15 protein-coding genes are annotated in these 19,512 nt (G+C 60.8%); 10 read left to right on the top strand and 5 right to left on the bottom strand.

Features of this window, described 5'->3' with window-relative positions:
- Positions 1 to 179: 179 nt before the first annotated feature.
- The 5 genes from CKW21_RS16350 to tssA are packed head-to-tail and all read left to right on the top strand — an operon-like array spanning position 180 to position 7,685.
- Complete coding sequence (locus CKW21_RS16350; RefSeq protein ID WP_095194987.1) at positions 180 to 632, top strand: type VI secretion protein; 453 nt, start codon at positions 180 to 182, stop codon at positions 630 to 632.
- Between the two features lie 50 nt (positions 633 to 682).
- Positions 683 to 2,014 carry a type VI secretion system baseplate subunit TssK gene (gene tssK, locus CKW21_RS16345; protein WP_095194986.1) on the top strand — a complete coding sequence of 444 codons (1,332 nt, stop codon included), beginning with the start codon at positions 683 to 685 and terminating at the stop codon, positions 2,012 to 2,014.
- 18 nt (positions 2,015 to 2,032) lie between these two features.
- Entirely contained in the window at positions 2,033 to 2,791 is a 759-nt protein-coding gene (locus tag CKW21_RS16340) for a DotU family type IV/VI secretion system protein (protein ID WP_095194985.1), read from the top strand.
- The gene (locus tag CKW21_RS16335; RefSeq protein WP_095194984.1) at positions 2,788 to 6,600 is read left to right on the top strand and encodes a type VI secretion protein IcmF/TssM N-terminal domain-containing protein; all 3,813 of its coding nucleotides are present in this window, start codon (positions 2,788 to 2,790) and stop codon (positions 6,598 to 6,600) included. Before CKW21_RS16340 ends, CKW21_RS16335 begins: the two co-directional genes overlap by 4 nt.
- Positions 6,597 to 7,685, top strand: coding sequence for a type VI secretion system protein TssA (tssA, locus tag CKW21_RS16330; protein ID WP_095194983.1), 1,089 nt, complete (start codon positions 6,597 to 6,599; stop codon positions 7,683 to 7,685). Before CKW21_RS16335 ends, tssA begins: the two co-directional genes overlap by 4 nt.
- Here tssA and CKW21_RS16325 read toward each other — a convergent pair.
- The 3 genes from CKW21_RS16325 to CKW21_RS16315 all read right to left on the bottom strand — a co-directional run bounded on the left by CKW21_RS16325 (position 7,682) and on the right by CKW21_RS16315 (position 9,819).
- Positions 7,682 to 8,650, bottom strand: a complete 969-nt coding sequence (locus CKW21_RS16325) for a 2-hydroxyacid dehydrogenase (RefSeq protein ID WP_095194982.1) — start codon at positions 8,648 to 8,650, stop codon at positions 7,682 to 7,684. The two genes, tssA and CKW21_RS16325, sit on opposite strands and share 4 nt — an antisense overlap.
- A gap of 164 nt (positions 8,651 to 8,814) precedes the next feature.
- Positions 8,815 to 9,405 carry a TetR/AcrR family transcriptional regulator gene (locus tag CKW21_RS16320; RefSeq protein WP_095194981.1) on the bottom strand — a complete coding sequence of 197 codons (591 nt, stop codon included), beginning with the start codon at positions 9,403 to 9,405 and terminating at the stop codon, positions 8,815 to 8,817.
- 30 nt (positions 9,406 to 9,435) lie between these two features.
- On the bottom strand, positions 9,436 to 9,819 hold the full coding sequence (locus tag CKW21_RS16315; protein ID WP_095194980.1) for a tautomerase family protein: 384 nt from the start codon (positions 9,817 to 9,819) through the stop codon (positions 9,436 to 9,438).
- A gap of 775 nt (positions 9,820 to 10,594) precedes the next feature.
- Here CKW21_RS16315 and CKW21_RS16310 point away from each other — a divergent pair.
- Positions 10,595 to 11,875, top strand: coding sequence for a serine/threonine transporter (locus tag CKW21_RS16310; RefSeq protein ID WP_095194979.1), 1,281 nt, complete (start codon positions 10,595 to 10,597; stop codon positions 11,873 to 11,875).
- A gap of 199 nt (positions 11,876 to 12,074) precedes the next feature.
- Here the strand turns inward: CKW21_RS16310 and acnB are convergent, their stop codons facing one another.
- Entirely contained in the window at positions 12,075 to 14,675 is a 2,601-nt protein-coding gene (gene acnB, locus CKW21_RS16305) for a bifunctional aconitate hydratase 2/2-methylisocitrate dehydratase (protein ID WP_095194978.1), read from the bottom strand.
- Between the two features lie 459 nt (positions 14,676 to 15,134).
- On the opposite strand from acnB, the gene CKW21_RS16300 reads away from it, so the two are divergent.
- The gene (locus tag CKW21_RS16300) at positions 15,135 to 15,605 is read left to right on the top strand and encodes a DUF1289 domain-containing protein (RefSeq protein WP_095194977.1); all 471 of its coding nucleotides are present in this window, start codon (positions 15,135 to 15,137) and stop codon (positions 15,603 to 15,605) included.
- A 101-nt stretch (positions 15,606 to 15,706) separates the two neighbouring features.
- Here CKW21_RS16300 and CKW21_RS16295 read toward each other — a convergent pair whose 3' ends face one another.
- Complete coding sequence (locus CKW21_RS16295; protein WP_095194976.1) at positions 15,707 to 16,570, bottom strand: universal stress protein; 864 nt, start codon at positions 16,568 to 16,570, stop codon at positions 15,707 to 15,709.
- Positions 16,571 to 16,732: 162 nt separating this feature from the next.
- Between CKW21_RS16295 and CKW21_RS16290 the strand changes: the two genes are divergently transcribed.
- The 3 genes from CKW21_RS16290 to CKW21_RS16280 all read left to right on the top strand — a co-directional run bounded on the left by CKW21_RS16290 (position 16,733) and on the right by CKW21_RS16280 (position 19,485).
- On the top strand, positions 16,733 to 17,341 hold the full coding sequence (locus tag CKW21_RS16290) for a tRNA-(ms[2]io[6]A)-hydroxylase (RefSeq protein WP_095194975.1): 609 nt from the start codon (positions 16,733 to 16,735) through the stop codon (positions 17,339 to 17,341).
- 149 nt (positions 17,342 to 17,490) lie between these two features.
- Positions 17,491 to 18,198: a winged helix-turn-helix domain-containing protein gene (locus CKW21_RS16285; protein WP_095194974.1), complete on the top strand. Its 708-nt coding sequence runs from the start codon at positions 17,491 to 17,493 to the stop codon at positions 18,196 to 18,198.
- Positions 18,199 to 19,485, top strand: a complete 1,287-nt coding sequence (locus tag CKW21_RS16280; RefSeq protein ID WP_095194973.1) for an ATP-binding protein — start codon at positions 18,199 to 18,201, stop codon at positions 19,483 to 19,485. It begins immediately after the preceding gene.
- Positions 19,486 to 19,512: the final 27 nt, after the last annotated feature.

The following is a 19,512-nucleotide window of genomic DNA, read 5'->3' as shown; positions in this document are numbered from 1 at the left end:
CGCTCATCGCTTTCCCTTACTGGACCGTAGGTTAGAAAGGGTGGCAGATGGACCTGTCGTTCCTTTGACAAACCTTCCACATTCGGCTTGGGTGCCGAACTACCCAAGACGCTAGAACAGGTCTATAAAAATGCAAGCGAAAACAAATTCGGACTGACCAGCGAAAAGGAAAATTCATTTTGTTTGCACGAGTGTTTGCCGCGACCTTGCTCTTGAGTCTCTGCGGGTGCTCGCTGTTCGGGCCACGGGTCGACCTCGACAGCCTGACCCTGGATGTCGCCCCACGGGCCAACGACAACACACCGATCGCCGTGGACTTCATCGCGGTCAACGATCCTGACCTGCTCAAGCAATTATCCGGCATCACTGCCCGGCAATGGTTCGCCGAGCGCGAGCAGTTCCAGCGCGACTACCGTCAGCTGCTCTCGGTGTGGGGGCTGGAGTTGGTGCCGGGCCAGTTCATCGATCGCCAACCCTTCCCCCTGGAGGGCAAGCGGGCGGCTGGACTTTTGGTCTTCGCCAGCTATAACACTCCCGGAGCGCACCGGTTGCGCCTGGATGATCAGAGCGACGCCTGGCTCAAGTTCGACAGTCGCGAGATGAACCTGGTCAGTAACGCTCCCTCGCAGTAACAGCGCCAGCCGCGGTGTGTGCGGCACCCAAGGACGTCGAAGGGAATCGTATGAGTCTGCTACCTGACGCGGTTTGCTGGCATGAAGGCATGCAATTGCTGCCTCAGCATTTTCAGTTGCAAGGGTTGCGGGCCGAAGCGCTGGTGGCGCATCTGGCGCACGCCTGCAATCCGTGGTTCTGGGGCGTCAGCCGAATCGAGTTCGATCCTTCGGCCTTGAGCGGCGGATTGGTGCGAGTGCTTCAGCTCCAGGCGACCTTGCCCGACGGTTTGCCGGTCAACATTCAAGCCGGTGTAGGACCGATGCTGGAGCTGGATATCGGCGAGGCAGTCAACGCCACCGACGATGCCACGGTCACGGTCTACCTGGCGATCAGCCCGCTGTGGCGTGCCGGTCAGTTGCTGCCGCTCAAGGGGCGCCTGCAATCGGTGGTCGGCGAGGCACTGCCGGATCTGACCAGCGGCGAATACCCGGAGTCGATCACCGTATGGCGGCCGAATCCACGGCTGTGCACGCAATTGAACAAGGCTGATTCGATCTGTCTGCCGTTGCTGAAGATCCGCAAGGAAGGTGGCGGCTTCCACGCGTTGCCTTACACACCACCCACGCCTTGCCTGTTGCCCGAGTCGGTGCTCGGCCGGCGAGTGGCCGGGCTGTGTGCCCGGGCGCGGGAAAAATGCATGTTCCTCACCGGGCGTCTGCGTCAGGCGCAGCAGGCCGGCAATCAGGACGATGCGCTGGAGATTCGCCGGCAACTGACCGCGCTCTGGGCGCGCCTGCCGGAGGTCGAAGGCACGCTGAACAATCGCCTGGCGACGCCGCAAGGACTGTACGGTCAACTGCTCGGCATGGCCGGTGCCTGGTCGGCCCTCGATCCGCTGGCTGGGGTCCCGGCGTTTGCTCCCCTGGATTTTCTTGAGTTGCAACGCGGCTATGAGCAGGTGCTCGATTGGCTGGAGCGGACACTGGAGCTGATCCGCGCCGGCTATCGCAGCCTGAACTTCGACCGCAGCGAGCAGATGTTTACGATTCAACTGCCCGACGACCAACCGAGCCAACGACTGGTCATCGGCTTGCGCATGCCCAACGGCGCCAGCGAACAGGCCGCTGGCGAATGGCTGCGTGGGGCGATCATCGCCTCTACGCCGCACATTGCGCTGCTCGGCCGCCAGCGCATGAGTGGCTTGGCGCACCAGGCCATGAGTCGCAATGAACAGGTGGCCTATAGCGTCGGCGACGACACTCGGTTGTTCGTGGTGACGGCCGAAGGTCCGTGGTTCGACGGGCAGTTGCCGCTGGTGATCGCGGCACCGGCCTCGAAGCCGGCCAGCAGTCCGTGGCAAGTGGTGCTGTTTGTCGCTCAGGCCAACGAAGGGGCTTGATCAGGGAAGGGGCGTGGCATGTCGCAAGTCAGTGCAAAGGGTACACGAGGCCTTCAGGATGCACCGTTGAGCAGCGCTTTTCGCGATGCCTGGCAGCAATGGTTTCAGGCCTGGAACGAGTTGCCCAAGGATAGCGAAGACGATTCTTTGGTGGAGGCGGTCGTCGAAATGTCCACCCAGGCCTCCCAACGCCTGTGGCGCACGGCGTTTGCCCGGGTCGGTGATGCCGCCACCGATCAGGTCAAGGCGCTGGTCTATGCCTTCGTGGCGCTGATCGATGAAACGCTGTTGTTCACCCCGTGGCCGGGGCAAGCGGCCTGGCAGGAAAAACCCCTGGAGTCGCGGCTCTACGCCAGTCGTCAGGCGGGTGAGCAGTTGCCATTGGCGATCAAGGCGCTGCTGGACGAACAGGTTCCTACTACCCGCGACCTGGCCAATGTCTATTTGCAATGCCTGATTCTCGGATTCCAGGGGGGGCTGCGCGGCGAGCAAAGTCAGGTGCAGCATGAAAAATGGCGGCTGGCGCTGTACACCTTCGCCTGGCAACACGAGGCCGGTTACGACGATGTCAGCGCCAGGCTGCAACAGCCGGCGCTCGTTGCGCCGGTGCAGTTGCCGGTGCGGCTCTCATTGCCCGACGGCTTGCGTCTGGGGTTGGGCATCCTCGGGATGGTGATATTGCTGACAGGCATGGGGCAGTTGTTCTGGCGCGACATCGGCCAGGAGCTTGAGCCGGTATTGCAGCTGTCTGATGTGGCCGCGGAGCAAGGCGAATGAGTCCCTTGGCGATCGTCGCGTTGATCGTCGTGGCGCTGTTGCTGCTGGCGGTTGTGCTGTTGGCGCTGTGGTGGTGGCGCACCCAGAGCGGCGCGGCGATTCGCAGTTTCTACATGGCCGTGCGTGCCATGGAGCAGGAACAGGGCATTCAGGATCGCTACCAGATGCCTTGGCTGCTGATGCTCGGCAATGAAACCCAGGGCTCGCAGTTGTGCCGCCGGTGGCAGCTGCAACCCACGGACAAACCCGCGTGGTTCGGACGCTGGTGGTCCGATTCCGATGGCGCGGTGCTGGTCGTTCCCCAGGCGCTTTTTTTGCCGGATGAAGCGATTAAACGGCAACGCGGTGGCTGGTGGCGACTGTTGGGCTTGATCTTGCGCCTGCGCAGCAAGCGGCCGCTGGACGGCGTGATCTGGACCGTGCCGGCCAGCCGCTTGGGCAACGTGGAACAGGCCGCCAGCCTGGGGCTCGAAGCGCGTCGGCGGTTTATCGACCTGTTGCAACGGTTCGGGCTGAGCTTGCCGGTGTATGTGGTGGTGACCGGTCTGGAAGAGTTGCCGGGGTTTCAGGAACTGATCTCGGCCCTGCCGCAAGAGGCCCGAGAGCGCACGCTGGGATGGTCTTCGCCGTTTGGTCCGGACGCGGCCTGGCAATCGCAGAACACGGATACTGCGCTGGATCAAGTGTACCGGGCACTGTCGGAATCAATCATCGAGATCGGTGCCTTGTCCGGGCAGCTGAGCAGTGACCTGTATGCTTTGCCGGAGCGTTTCGAAACCCTGCGCCGACCCTTGCAAACCCTTCTGGAGCCCGTGTTCCAGGGTAACTCTCAAGGCGAGGCGCCACGCTTTCGCGGTATTTACTTCACCGCGAACGAGCCGGCGGATGCAGCGCCCGATAGCTTTTCAGCCTATGACAGCGACTTGCAGCAGAACGCGTTTATCCGCCAGTTGTGGCGTCAGCGAGTGGTGGCCGAGCGCGGCCTGGCGCAGGTGGTGCCTCGCCTTTTGCGCCTGCGCCAACGCTGGCAGCGTCTGGCCGTCACGGTGTCGTTGGTGATCGGTGTGATCTGGGCAGGGTGCATGGTGTGGGTCTGGCAGCAGTCGGTCAAAGACGCCCATGAGCTGGCGCGCCACCTGCAGGCGGCGCAGAAAAACTTCGTGGTGGTCACTGACGACAATCATTGGCTGGAGCCGACGCGGCGCAATGTCCAGAGTTTCTGGCGGGTGCTGGAAAAGGCACCGCGCTGGACATTCACCTCCCTGGCATACCCCACGTCCTGGTTCTCTTCGCTGGATGAACGACTGGAGAACGAGCTGCGTGAGACGTCCCGGCGTCATTTGCTGCTTCCGCTGCAAACGCTGCTGACGTCCGAGATGACCCAACTCAAATCCATCCGTAACACCGAACGCCGCGGCAATGTGGAAAGCGAGGACCCGGCCCAATGGCAGAACTACGTCAAGGCCAATGAGCTGGTGTCGCTGGCGGTCAGCCTTGAGCAACAGAACCAGTGGTTCAGCCAGGCCCTGAACAGCCCCAAGGCGCCACTTGAAGATCTGGTGCAACTGAGTAACAACGCCCTGTCGCTGAACCTCAATGCCGGCACGCTGCGCCACGCCAATTACTACAACCGCTTGTTGTTCGATACCGATTTCAAGGCCCTGGACCTGAGCACGGACCGGGCGCTGATCGAGGAAAACTTTTCCGGGCTCATGGAGCGCTGGCTGGATCAATATTTCCTGGCCGACAACTTCGTGCGCCAGGCCGGCTACCTCAAGTTGCACCTGGAACAATTGGAAGCCGGCAGCGGCAATTCCCTGACCGAACTCGAAGACTTGCGCGGCCTGGTGGATGACCTGCAAGCGCAGATCGGCCTGACCAACTCCGCGTGGGGCCGGGGCAAGGGGCAGGACCTGGTACCGGGTTATCGGGAAATGATGAACAAGGTGCGCCAGAGTGCCTTGCTCGGGCCGCAGGTGGAACAGCGCCTGGAGCTGCAAGCGTCGACCTTGCAACAGCGTTTCCGTGACCAATGGATCGCACAGTTGGGCGCGCGGGGCAATCTGCTGGCGCAGCAGGGCGGTGGGCAACTGGTGTTGCAGGAACATGTGGTGCAACTGGACAACGCGGTGCAGGCGTTGTTCAAGCGTGACTTCGTTTCGCTGGCGATGCACTCGGATCAGTCGGATGACGTGGCCATACAGGGTGAAAACGTCGATGGCGATGACCTCAACGCGGCACTGAATTACTTTGCCAGCTACAAGAGCTACGTTGCCGAAGAGTTGCCACGCATCCCGGCGGATTATCGCGGCGCCCTGATGCAGGCCGCCGAAGGCGCGGTGGCCAAGGCCATGTGGCAGAGCATCAAGAATCATAATGACCAGACTCACGCCTATAGCGTGTTCAATGTGCAGGCCCCCCAGGCGATCGCGCTGCAAAAAGCCTTTGTCGAAGTGCGCCGCAGCGACCTCGCCACCCGTTTGCAAAGCGCCCTGAACCGCCGTGCCATGGCGCAGATTACCGAAGGCCTGAATGAAGTGGTGGCGCAGCCGCTGTTCGGCGGGCGCGCGGAAATCAGCCGGTGGGACGGCTCGAAGAACCTCGGCTTGCAACTGTTTGGCGCCAGCGATGTGCAGGAATTGAAACTGACCCTCAAACAGCAGTTCAACACCATGCTCGGCATCACCGAACGCCGCACCTCGGCGCTGGAGTGGCTCAAGACGCAGCAACAGAACCTGCCGGCGCTGGATTACGAGCGCGTGACCCAGTTCAGTGCGCTTAATGAAGAACTGCTCAAGTACAAGGATCAGAACCCGGCCAGCTCGCCGGCGCAGATCGAGCAATTGGTCAGCCGTGATTTCATTGACATGGACACCGGGTCCTGCGGCCAGATCCTGCAAACGGCCAACCTGTCCGGCGGTCGCGGCACCCTGGCGATGCGCGCGCTTGATCTGCAGCAAAGCGCCATGCAGCGCTGTCAGTGGCTGCAACAGCAACAGGCTTCAGCCGCCTGGAATGACCTGGCCAACTACTTCAATCAGTACCTGGCGGATCGCTTCCCCTTTGCCAATGGCCTGCAGGTCGCGGATGCCGATCCGGCGCGGGTGCAGCATTTGCTTGAGTTGATCGACAAGCGCCTGCCGGTGGCCCAGGCCGGGTTGCAACAGAACCAGACCCCCGAACGACTGGCCGCCGAGGACTTTCTCAACCGCCTGAAACAGGCCGGCACCTGGTTGGGGCCGATGTTCATTCGGGACAAGAGCGGCATCCTCGGGGTTGAAATGGATGTGCGCTGGCGTACCGATCGTGACGAAGAGCGGGGTGCCGATCAGGTGATTGCCTGGAGCCTGATCGCTGGCAACCAGCAGGTCAGTTATCCCGGTGAACCGCAGCCGAACCTGCGCTGGATGGTCGGCCAGCCGATCCGCCTGACCTTGCGTTGGGCGCGCAATGGTTCCCAGCGTCCTGCCAACGATCCGTTGCAACCGAACCTGGTCGTGCGCGACCTTGAGGCCGGTTGGGAGTACAGCGGTCCCTGGTCGTTGTTGCGGCTGATGCGCGCGCATTTTTCCGTGCAGCGTCAGCCGAATGTGGACTACACGGAGTTCCCGCTGAGCTTGCGCCTGCCGGTCACGGCGCAACCCAACGTAACTTCCGGACAAACCCTGATGTTTGTGCGCCTGTCGCTGATGAGCCAAGGCTCGAAATTGCCCTTGTCGATTCAACCGCCGCCAACCCGGGCTCCGCGCTCGCCATTTGCGTTCACGGGGACAACCGCCGTCAATTCGCTGCAGGAGGAGGGCATGTGAGCCTGCCATCAACGTCACTGTCGCAACGGATCAGCCAACTGCTGGAACCGATCAGCGCCGAGGCTCCCTGTGGGCAGGATCTGCGATACGAGCGTGAATTCGATCTGTTGCGTGAAATGCGCCGCGAGGACGACACCAGCCTGCCCACGGGGGTATGGCAATCGTCGATCAAACGGGCGCAATCGACAGAGGTGGAAGCGCTGGCGACGAGCCTGTTGCACGAACGGAGCAAGGATCTGATGCTCAGCGCCTGGCTGGGGGAAGCCTGGCTGCATCAGTCCGGGCTTGAGCGATTGCCTGACAGTCTGGCGCTGGTGGCCGGGTTGTGTGAGCGCTATCCGCAACAGCTTCACCCACAGGCCGAGGACGGCGATCAGTCCTGGCGGGTGATTCCTCTGGAATGGCTGGTGCGGCGCTACAGTGAAGTGCTGTTGACCCGTGTGCCACTGTTCGAACCCGGCAACAGTGAGTTCGAAGGTTTCTGCCTCGACAGTTGGCGACGTTTGCAGCTGCAACAGGTCCAGGGCAATGACAGCAAGGGAGCCAAGGCTTCGGCGGAAAACGCGCGCGGTGAACAGAAAAAACTCGTCGAGCAGGTCCGCGCAGCGCCTTTGTCCTCCTGGTTGCGCAAACAGGACAACCTGCAGCTCAGTCTGCAACAACTGCAGCGGCTCCAGGATTGGAGCGATCAGCAACTTGGCGATCAGGGGCCGGGGTTTCGTCCCTTGCAAGACATCATTGAAGCGTTAATGACGCTGGTCCGGGAGTTCATTGCCATGCACCCAAGACAGCCCGCCCCACCTTCCGTCGACGCTGCACCGGCTGCAATGCTGGAACCTCCATCCGACTCACCCGCAACGCCAGCACCACAGGTGTTTCGCGAGCCGGCCAGTCGCGAGGAAGCTTATCGGCAACTTCTGGTCATTGCCGACTATCTGTCGCGTACCGAGCCCCACAGCCCCGTGCCGTATCTGATTAAACGAGGCGTGGAGTGGGGCAACAAGCCGTTGAGCGAATTGCTGGGTGAGTTGATCAGCGCCGACGCTGAATCCCGCCGGCTCTGGACATTGCTCGGCGTCCTTTAATGGACCCGCACGTTGACGCTCGGCAGCGGTAGCTCGATGGGTGTCAGCACCGGTTGACCGGCGAAAAACGCCACCAGATTCTTGCCCACCAACTCCACGGTACCTTGGGTCGCTTCCGGCGACAGGCCGGCGACATGGGGTGTGAGGACCACATTGCTCAGGACTTTCAGGGCGTCCGGCACCTGCGGCTCGGCATCGAATACATCCAGCGCGGCACCGGCGATCCGTCGTTGTTCCAGCGCGGTGATCAGGTCGGCGGTCGCCACCACGCTGGCCCTGGCAATGTTGACGAGAAAGCCCTTCGGCCCGAGCGCGTCGAGTACCTGGCGGTTGATCAGGTGTTTGGTGCCCAGGCCACCAGGGGTGGCGACGATCAGGAAGTCCGAGGCGCGTGCCAGTTCCGTGGGGGTCGAACAGAAGTCGTAGGGCACGTCGCTGCGATGCTGGCGGTTGTGGTAGCACACGCGCATGTCGAAGCCTGCGGCGGCGCGCTTGGCAATGGCCATGCCGACAGCGCCGAGGCCGAGAATGCCCAAGTGTTTGCCGGCGAGGGACGGGCGCATGATTTTTGGCCACTCGCCCCGGCGCACGGCGGCATCGCAGCGTGGCACATCACGCACCAGTGACAGCAGCAGGGCCATGGCGTGGTCGGCCACGGACGAGGCATTGACGCCGGCGCCATTGGTGACAGCGATGCCTCGGTCGGCGGCCGCTTGCAGGTCGACCATTTCATAGCCGGCGCCGATCACGCAGATGATCTTCAGGTTAGGCAGGGCGGCAATTTCGTCGGTATACAGGCCCAGCGGGCCGCGGGTCAGAACGGCATCGATCCGGGCGCCGTGGCGGCTGATGGCTTCGGCGCGCTCGGCGGGGGTCGGGGCAAGGATCAGGTGGAAACCCTGATGTTCGAGGATGGGCAGGTAATCATTGATGGTTTCAACCAGTACCAGAACGGTTGCGGGCATGCTTGGCTCCTGTGGGCGGCAGATATCGGGCTCGAACGTCGCTTGAAAGTGCTGGCTCCGGGGCGTTTTGGCAACGCTGTCTTCGCAGCCGCGTCTCTCAGTGTAGGAGCTGGAGCGGCCTGCGATTGTTTTCTATGACACTGAATATTCAGGTTGGGGCAGGGTCATGGCTTTTGCGCTGTCAGAAAGCTGAGCGCAGCCTCGAGGATTTCATCGGACAAGGCCTCGCCCCGGGTGGCCCGGGCCAGTGTCAGGGCGCCGACCATCATCGAATACTGCACCAGCGCCTGTTGCCGGCTTTCGCTGGCATCGTCCGAATCCATCAGGTTGCCAAACGAATCGAGCAGTCGGTTCAGACCCTCCATGAACGGCTCGCGCAGGCCGCTATCGGCGGTTTCGTGGCACATGTCGCCGGCGAAGGCCACCACCGGGCAGCTGTCACCGGGGTTGTCGCGGCTGTGGGCGGACAGGTACGGCTCAATCAGTGCGCGGCGCGCAGCGGCTTTGTCGTCGGTGGTGGAGATGCGTTCCCGCCAGCGAGCACCCACTTCTTTGAATACCCGTTCGCTGGCCTCTTTGGCCAAGGCTTCCTTGGACTCGAAGTGACCATAGAAGCCGCCATGGGTCAGGCCGGCCGCGGCCATCACATCGACGACGCTGATCCCATGCAGGCCGCGCTCGCGGAACAGCCGTGTAGCGGCGTCGACAATGGTTTCGCGATTGAGGTCGGCTTGCTTGCGGGAAACTCGGGGCATTGGCGGCTCACAGGTAATAGGATTGAAAAATCAGAGGGCGTACTGGGCAATGCCGTTGCCGAACGACCAGTTTTCCTTCTTCACTTCCACCAGATTAATGAAAACATCTTCCAGGCGCACTGACAGTTCTGAGTTCAGGCTTTCGGCGATGGTTTTGTAGAGCAGTTTCTTCTGCTCGACGGTACGGCCTTCGCTGAGGGTGATCTGGATGATGACCAGCTTGTCGCTGCGCGGGATGCCCAGGTAGTTCGGATCGAAAATGAAATGATGTTCGTCGTGTTCGGCGAGGATCTGGAAGTTATCGTCCTTGGGCACGCCAATGGTGCTGTGCATGGCGGCGTAGATCAGCTCGCCGATGCGTTTGGCGTAGGTGGGGTCCTGCTGCTTTTTGATTTCGACGCGAACCAGTGGCATGGAGTGACTCCAGATCGAAGACAGGGTTGTTTAAAAATACATGATGATGGACCTTTATCAAGTGCGGATCGTTGTTTGGCGATGAAACGCAGGGGGTTGAATATCCTGGAATCCCTGTGGGAGCGAGCCTGCTCGCGAAGACATCGGCACATCCGACATCAAAGTGTCAGACCCACCGCTTTCGCGAGCAGGCTCGCTCCCACAGGGAATCTTTGTTGAATTCAGTTTTGTACTCGACACAAAACCAGTGTGGGAGCGAGCCTGCTCGCGAAGACGGCGGCACATCCAATATTGATGCGACTGACACACCGCTTTCGCGAGCAGGCTCGCTCCCACAGGGAATCTTTGTTGTATTCAGTTTTGTACTCGACACAAAACCAGTGTGGGAGCGAGCCTGCTCGCGAAGACGGCGGCACATCCAATATCGATGCGACTGACCTACCGCTTTCGCGAGCAGGCTCGCTCCCACAGGGAATGTTTGTTGAATTTAGTTTTGTACTCGGCACAACACCAGTGTGGGAGCGAGCCTGCTCGCGAAGACGGCGGCACATCCAGCATTGATGTGACTGACACACCGCTTTCGCGAGCAGGCTTGCTCCCACGGGGTTTTGTGTCTCTCACCTCTCAATTGGCACCACCGTTCCTCACCTAAGTCTTTGCTTCTTTTCACTAATCCCGGACAATCGCGCCCCTGTTTCGGCCGGGCGCTGCCTGTCGGGTATTCCGACGCGTTCTGGCCGGGTGGCAAGTGACCGGAATGTGGAGATCCCACCGGATGAATGATCAGGCCAATAGCGTTAACGAACGCTATGTAGCAGCGACACCCGCGACCCTTTCGAGCTGGAATCGCCAAGACACCACCTGGATGCTGGGCCTGTTTGGCACGGCGATTGGTGCAGGCACCCTGTTTTTACCGATCAACGCAGGCCTGGGCGGCTTCTGGCCGCTGCTGATCCTGGCGTTGCTGGCGTTCCCGATGACCTTCTACGCACACCGCGGCCTGACCCGCTTCGTGCTGTCCGGCCGTGAAGGCGCCGACATCACCGAAGTGGTGGAAGAGCATTTCGGTCTCAAGGCCGGCGCGCTGATCACCTTGCTGTACTTCTTCGCGATCTTCCCGATCCTGTTGATCTACAGCGTGGCCCTGACCAACACCGTGGGCAGCTTCCTCGAACATCAACTGCACATCATGCCGCCACCACGCGCGGTGCTGTCGTTCGTGTTGATCCTCGGCCTGCTGGCAGTGGTGCGTTGCGGTGAGCAAGTGATCGTCAAGGCCATGAGCCTGATGGTTTACCCGTTCATCGTCGCATTGCTGTTCCTGGCGGTGTTCCTGATTCCGCACTGGAACGGCGGCATCCTGACCACGGCCAGTACGCTGCCTGAGCCGTCGGCGTTGCTGCACACCTTGTGGCTGGCGATCCCGGTGATGGTGTTCTCGTTCAACCACTCGCCGATCATCTCGGCGTTCGCGGTGGACCAGAAGCGTCGTTACGGCGACCACGCCGAGCAGCGTAGCTCGCAGATCCTGTCCCGCGCCCACGCCTTGATGGTGGTGATGGTGCTGTTCTTCGTCTTCAGCTGCGTGCTGACCCTGTCCCCGGCGCAACTGGCCGAAGCGAAAGCGCAGAACCTGTCGATCCTGTCGTACCTGGCCAACCACTTCAGCAATCCGACCATCGCCTTCGCGGCGCCGTTGATTGCATTCGTGGCCATATCCAAGTCGTTCCTGGGGCACTACATCGGCGCCAGCGAAGGCCTCAAAGGCTTGATCGTCAAAAGCGGCAAACGTCCGGCGGCCAAGACCCTGGACCGCATGACCGCGGCATTCATGCTGGTGGTGTGCTGGATCGTCGCCACGCTGAACCCGAGCATCCTCGGCATGATCGAAACCCTGGGCGGCCCGGTGATCGCGGCCATCCTGTTCCTGATGCCGATGTACGCCATCCGCAAGGTACCGGCCATGGCGCGCTTCCGCGGCCAGGCGTCGAATGTGTTTGTGGTGGCGGTGGGGCTGGTGGCGATTTCGGCGTTGATCTATTCGCTGAGTGCCTGATACCCCAGGCATGCACTAAACCTTGTGGGAGCGAGCCTGCTCGCGAATGCGGTGTATCAGACACATCAATGCTGGATGTGCTGCCGCATTCGCGAGCAGGCTCGCTCCCACATTTTTTTGTGCAGTCTTCAGGTATGCCGGGGCATAAAAAAACGCCGCTCATCTCACGATGGGCGGCGTTTTTTATTGCGTTGCAGCGTTAGGCTTGAACGACCGGGATGTTGGCGTTCGCAGCAGCTTCACGGAACTCGGCGATCTGGTCGAAGGACAGGTAGCGGTAGACATCGGCCGCCATGCTGTCGATCTTGCCAGCGTATTCCATGTACTCCTCGACGGTCGGCAGGCGACCCAGGATGGACGCCACGGACGCCAGCTCGGCCGAAGCCAGGTAGACGTTCGCGCCGTCACCCAGACGGTTCGGGAAGTTACGGGTCGACGTCGACACAACGGTCGAGTTCGGCTCTACGCGTGCCTGGTTACCCATGCACAGCGAGCAGCCTGGCATTTCCATACGGGCGCCGGCCTTGCCGTAGATGCCGTAGTAGCCTTCTTCGGTCAGCTGGTGAGCGTCCATCTTGGTCGGCGGCGACAGCCACAGACGGGTTGGCAGCTGACCCTTGACCTGATCCAGCAGTTTACCGGCAGCGCGGAAGTGACCGATGTTGGTCATGCACGAACCGATGAACACTTCGTCGATCTTCTCGCCAGCAACGCTGGAGAGCAGACGAGCGTCGTCCGGGTCGTTCGGCGCGCAGAGCACAGGCTCCTTGACGTCGGCCAGGTCGATCTCGATGACTTCGGCGTATTCGGCGTCCTTGTCCGCTTCCAGCAGCTCAGGGTTGGCCAGCCAGGCTTCCATCGCTTGAGCGCGACGTTCCAGGGTACGGGCATCGCCGTAGCCTTCGCCGATCATCCAGCGCAGCAGGGTGATGTTCGACTTCAGGTATTCGGCGATCGACTCTTTGGACAGCTTGATGGTGCAACCGGCAGCCGAACGTTCGGCCGAGGCGTCGGACAGTTCGAAGGCTTGCTCGACGGTCAGGGTTTCCAGACCTTCGATCTCCAGGATGCGGCCGGAGAAGGCGTTCTTCTTGCCTTTCTTCTCGACGGTCAGCAGGCCTTTCTGGATCGCGTAGTAAGGGATGGCATGAACCAGGTCACGCAGGGTGACGCCTGGTTGCAGCTTGCCCTTGAAGCGGACCAGGATCGACTCAGGCATGTCCAGCGGCATGACGCCGGTGGCGGCGGCGAAGGCGACCAGGCCGGAACCGGCCGGGAACGAGATACCGATCGGGAAACGGGTGTGGGAGTCACCACCGGTGCCGACAGTGTCCGGCAGCAGCATGCGGTTGAGCCACGAGTGGATGATGCCGTCGCCCGGACGCAGGGACACGCCGCCACGGGTCATGATGAAGTCAGGCAGGGTGTGGTGGGTGGTCACGTCGATCGGCTTTGGATAGGCCGCGGTGTGGCAGAAGGACTGCATCACCAGATCGGTCGAGAAGCCCAGGCACGCCAGGTCTTTCAGTTCGTCACGGGTCATCGGACCGGTGGTGTCCTGGGAGCCCACGGTGGTCATCTTCGGTTCGCAGTAGGTGCCCGGACGGATGCCGGTCACACCGCAAGCCTTGCCGACCATTTTCTGCGCCAGGGTGTAGCCCTTGGTGCTTTCAGCCGGTGCTTCAGGCTTCTTGAACAGGTCGGAAGGTGGCAGACCCAGTTCGGCGCGAGCCTTCTCGGTCAGGCCACGGCCGATGATCAGCGGAATACGGCCGCCGGCGCGAACTTCGTCCAACAGGACCGGAGTCTTCATTTCGAAGGTGGTCAGGACTTCGTCGGTGCCGTGCTTGCAGACTTTGCCAGCATGCGGGTACAGGTCGATCACGTCGCCCATGTGCATGTTGGAGACGTCGAATTCGATTGGCAGTGCGCCGGCATCTTCCATGGTGTTGTAGAAGATTGGAGCGATCTTGCTGCCGAAGCAGAAACCGCCGGCACGCTTGTTCGGCACGTAAGGAACGTCGTCGCCGAAGAACCACAGAACCGAGTTGGTGGCCGATTTACGCGAAGAACCGGTACCGACCACGTCGCCGACATAGGCGATCGGGAAGCCGGCGTTGCGCATTTCTTCGATCTGCTTCATCGGACCGGTGACGCCTTGTGCGTCAGGCACGATGCCGTCGCGAGCCATTTTCAGCATGGCCAGGGCGTGCAGCGGGATGTCCGGGCGGGACCAGGCATCAGGAGCAGGGGACAGGTCGTCGGTGTTGGTCTCGCCAGTCACCTTGAAGACGCGCAGGCTGATCTTGTCGGCCAGGGTAGGGCGCTTCACGAACCATTCGCCGTCAGCCCAGGATTGCAGTACGCCTTTGGCGTGAACGTTGCCGTTCTTGGCTTTTTCAGCCACGTCGTGGAAGGCATCGAACATCAGCAGGGTGTGCTTGAGTTCTTCGGCGGCCACTGGCGCCAGTTCGGCGTCGTCCAGCAGGTTCACCAGGGTCACGATGTTGTAGCCGCCCTGCATGGTGCCGAGCAGTTCAACAGCGCGCTTCTTGTCGATCAGGGGGGATTTGGCTTCGCCTTTGGCGATGGCGGACAGGAAGCCGGCCTTGACATAGGCGGCTTCGTCCACTCCAGGTGGAACGCGATTGGTGATCAGGTCAACGAGGAAAGCTTCTTCGCCAGCCGGGGGATTTTTCAGCAGCTCGACCAGGCCTGCAGTTTGTTCGGCGTTAAGCGGCTGGGGAACGATACCCAGTGCTGCACGCTCTTCGATATGTTTGCGGTAGGCTTCAAGCACAGTTATTACCCTCATCAGTGGTCCCAAATGGGTGTCCGGGACGCTCATCCCGAAATTGCCGTACTCATGCGCTGCATGGCGTTGTGAGCCACTTAGCCAGAATTACCGACAATTCCTTACAGAAGCTGCTTTCAAAGTTTTACGCCTGCAGAACGGGAGCTGATGAGGGTTGGCGTCGGATTCTTCCCCGCTGGAAAAAACCTCCGCCAACACCGCTCTGAAGGAACGACTGTGCTCGTGACGCTTTGAAAACAGCTTCTAACGGACATTGGCGCCTAAAAAGGCTGGCTGATTCTACGGCAAAAAAAAATTAAAGGTAAGTCAGGCTCTATTGGACTTTGGTGGCGAACAGCCTCGGGAGTGCGACAGAGCCTCAAGCGCTGAACTTTGAGGGGTGATCAATACCGGACAAAGGGCTAACATGCCGGCCTGTTTTGCTTTTTCGTGTTCTGCCTACCTATGCCCAATCAGACCATCAAGACCCCCTGCGTCGGCCTTTGCTCCACTGTCTACGGTGACCTGGTGTGCCGTGGCTGCAAGCGTTTCCACCATGAAGTGATTCACTGGAACGGTTACAACGAAGAAGAAAAACGTGCGATATGGCTGCGCCTGGAGCAACTGTTGTCCCAGGTGATGGCGGCCAAGGTCGAGATTTTCGATGCGTCGCTGCTTAGAACCCAGCTGGAGCAGCGCAAGATCCGCTTCGTGCCGCATCAGTCGGCCTATTGCTGGGCCTACCAATTGATCGCCCGGGGCGCGCGGGTGATCAATAATCTGGAAGCCTACGGGATGGTTTTGTTGCCGGAGTTCCGCGACTGGAACCTGCCTGAATTGCGCGATGCCATTGATCGGGAGTTTTTTCTGCTGTCCGAGGCGCATTACCAGCGATACATCGCCCCCGGTTTCCTCAAGGATGCGTTTGGTGGCTGATTTCTTGAAGCTTCGCGAGCAGGCTCGCTCCCACAGGGAAATGCATTTCAACTGTGGGAGCGAGCCTGCTCGCGAAGGCGCCCTGACAAGCGCCGAAAATCTCAATGCTTGTTCGCAATCTCCTCCAGATGATCCTCGATCTCCTGCGGCTTGAGCACCAGCACATCGCTTTCCACCGCATCGAGCACCACTTCCGCCGTATTGCCGATCAACGTTCCGGACAACCCGCTACGCGCCACGGTGCCGATCACCGTCACTGCCGCCTGCAGTTTGTGCACCATGAACGGAATCAATACGTCCGCCGGGCCTTCTGAAATGTGCAGGTGCTCATCGTCGATGTCGAATTCCGCCTGGAACGCCTTGCACTGTTCGCGATAGCGCGCCTCGATGGTTTCGCTCAGTTGCAGCGTGGCGTCCGCCGACGACAACATGGGTGAGGGGTGGGCGCTGATCACGTGCAGATGGGCCTTAGCCAGGCTGGCGATGTCATAGCCGTAATCGATGATGGTGTTGTGCAGGTGGCGGTGTTCCGGGTCCACGTTGCCAACGTCGACGGCCGCCAGGATCACCTTGTCCTTCCACGAACCGGCGGTTTTCACCAGCAGGACCGGCGTCGGGCAGTGACGCAGCAGTTTCCAGTCTGCCGGGGTCAGCAGGGCCTTTTTCAGCGCGCTGTCGGGGAAATGCTGCTTGACCACCAGGCCGCAGCCCTCCGCCTGCTGCACATCGACGATGGTTTCATGCAGGCTCTGATTCCAGGCCTGCTCGGTGGTGACGCTGTAACCGTCCTCCAATAGCGCGGCCTTGAGCACGCTCAACATGGCGCTGTGATCATGCTTGGGGTCGCACACCAGCAGGTGCAGGTGCGCCTGGGTCACGCCGGCAATCAGTTTGGCCCGTTTGAGCGCCAGGCTTTCCGAGTGTTCGGGTTCGATGACCACCAGAATGCTGCGTATGGCTTGCATGATCGGGATCTCCTGAAAATGAAAAAGCATGGCGTTGCACAACTATAGTTGCTGCCCTGACGCCCGGGTGTTGATACATATCAACGGTCGGCGACTGGTGGTCTGCCGGCAGGCCGGTATAATCGGCGCCCTTCGTTTTGAACCTATTATCCCGTGGGCCCCATGATCCTTCCCGAAATTCACGAGTTCCTTGGCTGTCGCACCCCCGACGGCTGGGTCCAGGCCGCGCTGGCCGATCAGGAAACCCTGCTGATCGACCACAAGAATTGCGAATTCAAGGCCGCCAGCACCGCGCTGAGCCTGATAGCTAAATATCACTCCCATGTCGACCTGATCAACATGATGTCGCGGCTGGCCCGGGAAGAGCTGGTACACCACGAGCAAGTCATGCGCCTGATGAAAAAGCGCAAGATCGAACTGCGCCAGCTGTCCGCCGGGCGTTACGCCTCGGGTCTGCGCAAGGTGGTGCGCAGCCACGAACCGGTAAAACTGGTGGATACCCTGGTGGTCGGCGCGTTCATCGAAGCCCGCAGTTGCGAGCGTTTCGAGGCGCTGGTGCCGCATCTGGACGAAGAACTGGGCAAGTTCTACTTTGGCTTGCTGAAAAGCGAGGCCCGGCACTTCCAGGGTTACCTGAAACTGGCTTACCAGTACGGGGAGGCCAAGGACATTGCTCAGGTCATCGACAAGGTTCGCGCTGCCGAGCAGGCGTTGATTGAGTCGCCGGATGTGGAGTTCCGTTTCCACAGCGGCGTGCCGGCAGCGGCCTGATGCACTGAGAATGTAAAAAACTCTTAAAAGCATGAAACATCACTGAAAACCGGCCTTCATGGCCGATTTTCGCTGCTTCTTGTCTCTGTCCCGGCAACGATTGGCGGCATAATGCCGACCCCTCAATCAAGCGTTGGCAGTCGGGCGTCATGGATAACCTGGGTTTTGGCAAAGTATTGTTGGTGGAAGACGACGAGAAGCTTTCCGGGCTGATCGCGCATTTCCTGGCACAACACGGCTTCGAGGTGCAGCAGGTGCATCGCGGCGATCTCGCATTGGCCGCGTTCCTCGATTTCAAGCCGAAAATCGTCGTACTCGACCTGATGTTGCCGGGCCAGAGCGGCCTGCATGTGTGTCGGGAGATCCGCAGCGTGTCCGACACGCCGATCGTCATTCTCACGGCCAAGGAAGACGACCTCGACCACATTCTCGGTCTCGAATCCGGCGCTGACGATTATGTGATCAAACCCATCAAACCTCCGGTGCTGCTGGCCCGTCTGCGCGCCTTGCAGCGCCGGCAAGCTCCGGACAGTGGCGTGTGCAATGCGCTGGAGTTCGGTCATCTGAGCATTGACCGCAGCTGCCGCGAAGTCCGGCTGGCGGGCGAGGGCATCGAACTGACCACCATGGAGTTCGAACTGCTATGGCTGCTGGCCAGTGCCGCCGGCAAGATCCTGTCCCGCGATGACATTCTCAACCGCATGCGCGGCATTGCCTTCGACGGCCTCAACCGCAGCGTCGATGTGTACATCAGCAAGCTGCGTGGCAAGTTGAAGGACAATCCCCGCGAACCGGTGTGCATCAAGACCATCTGGGGCAAAGGTTACCTGTTCAATCCGTTTGCGTGGGAGCTGTAGATGCTGCGGTTATTTCTAGGGTTGTACCTGGTGCTGGCGGTGGGATTGGTGCTGGCACTGCAAACGGTCGAACACACGTTCAACGCGCTGCTCGACGACCAGATGCAGGCGTATAACCGTGAAGCGGTGCGCGGGCAGGCCTGGTCGTTGGTCGAACAGTTGCGCGGGCTCGACGGTCCCCGGCGCGAGCAGCAACTGCAACAACTGCGCCCGCATTACGGCCTGGGCCTGAGCCTGGTGCAGTCCGCCGAACTGAATCTCGATGATCAGGAAAAAGCCTTGTTGACTGAAGGAACGCTGGTGATCCGCCAGGATTACACGCAGTTCATTGCTTCGATTGATGGCGGTTCGCAGTTGCTGAGCATCAAGTTGCCGGCCGAGCCGAGCCTGATGCCGTTCTACATGGCCGGCGCGTACGTGATGCTCGCCGGCCTGATCGGCATCGTGCTGTTTTTCTGGGTGCGGCCACACTGGCGTGATCTGGAGAAGCTGCGGCTGGCGGCCGAGCGTTTCGGTGACAATGACCTGTCGGCGCGTATCCAGCTGTCAAAGCGCTCGAACATCCGCGATCTGGCCGAACACTTCAACCTGATGGCGGCGCGCATTGAAGGCCTGATCGCCAACCAGCGGGAATTGACCAACGCGGTGTCCCACGAGTTGCGCACACCGATTGCTCGGCTGTCGTTCGAACTCGACCAGCTCAAGCAGCACGCTGATCCGAGCCGCAACCGCGCGTTGATTGCCGACATGTACGCCGACCTCGGCGAGCTGGAAGAAATGGTATCGGAATTGCTGACCTACGCCAGCCTGGAGCGTGGCGCCACGGTCATCACCCGGGAAAACATTCAGGCGCTGAGTTGGCTCGACAGCGTCGTCGGCAGTGTCGCCCTGGAGGCTGAAGCGGCCGGGGTGCAATTGCTGATTATCGAGTGCCAGGTCGATGAGGTTCGCATCGAGCCGCGCTTCATGGCGCGGGCGGTGATCAACCTGCTGCGCAATGCCATCCGTTATGCCCGGGAGCGTGTCGAGGTGTCGCTGGTGCGCAGCGGCGACCACTACGAAGTGCGGGTCAATGACGACGGACCGGGCGTGCCGCTGGACGGTCGCGAGAAAATCTTCGAACCGTTTTCGCGCCTCGATGCCAGTCGCGATCGTCGCACCGGTGGTTTCGGCCTGGGCCTGGCGCTGGTCAGGCGAGTGTCGCAGTCCCACGGCGGGCACGTGGAAGTGGCGGATTCGCCGTGGGGCGGGGCGTCGTTTCGGATGACCTGGGCGCATCTGGATTAGATTGTGTTGTTTTTGCTGGCCCCTTCG

This window comes from Pseudomonas sp. Irchel 3A7 (assembly GCF_900187565.1).
Classification (GTDB): domain Bacteria; phylum Pseudomonadota; class Gammaproteobacteria; order Pseudomonadales; family Pseudomonadaceae; genus Aquipseudomonas.
Note: the sequence above shows the minus strand (reverse complement) of the source record. Positions and strands in the feature narration are given on the sequence as shown.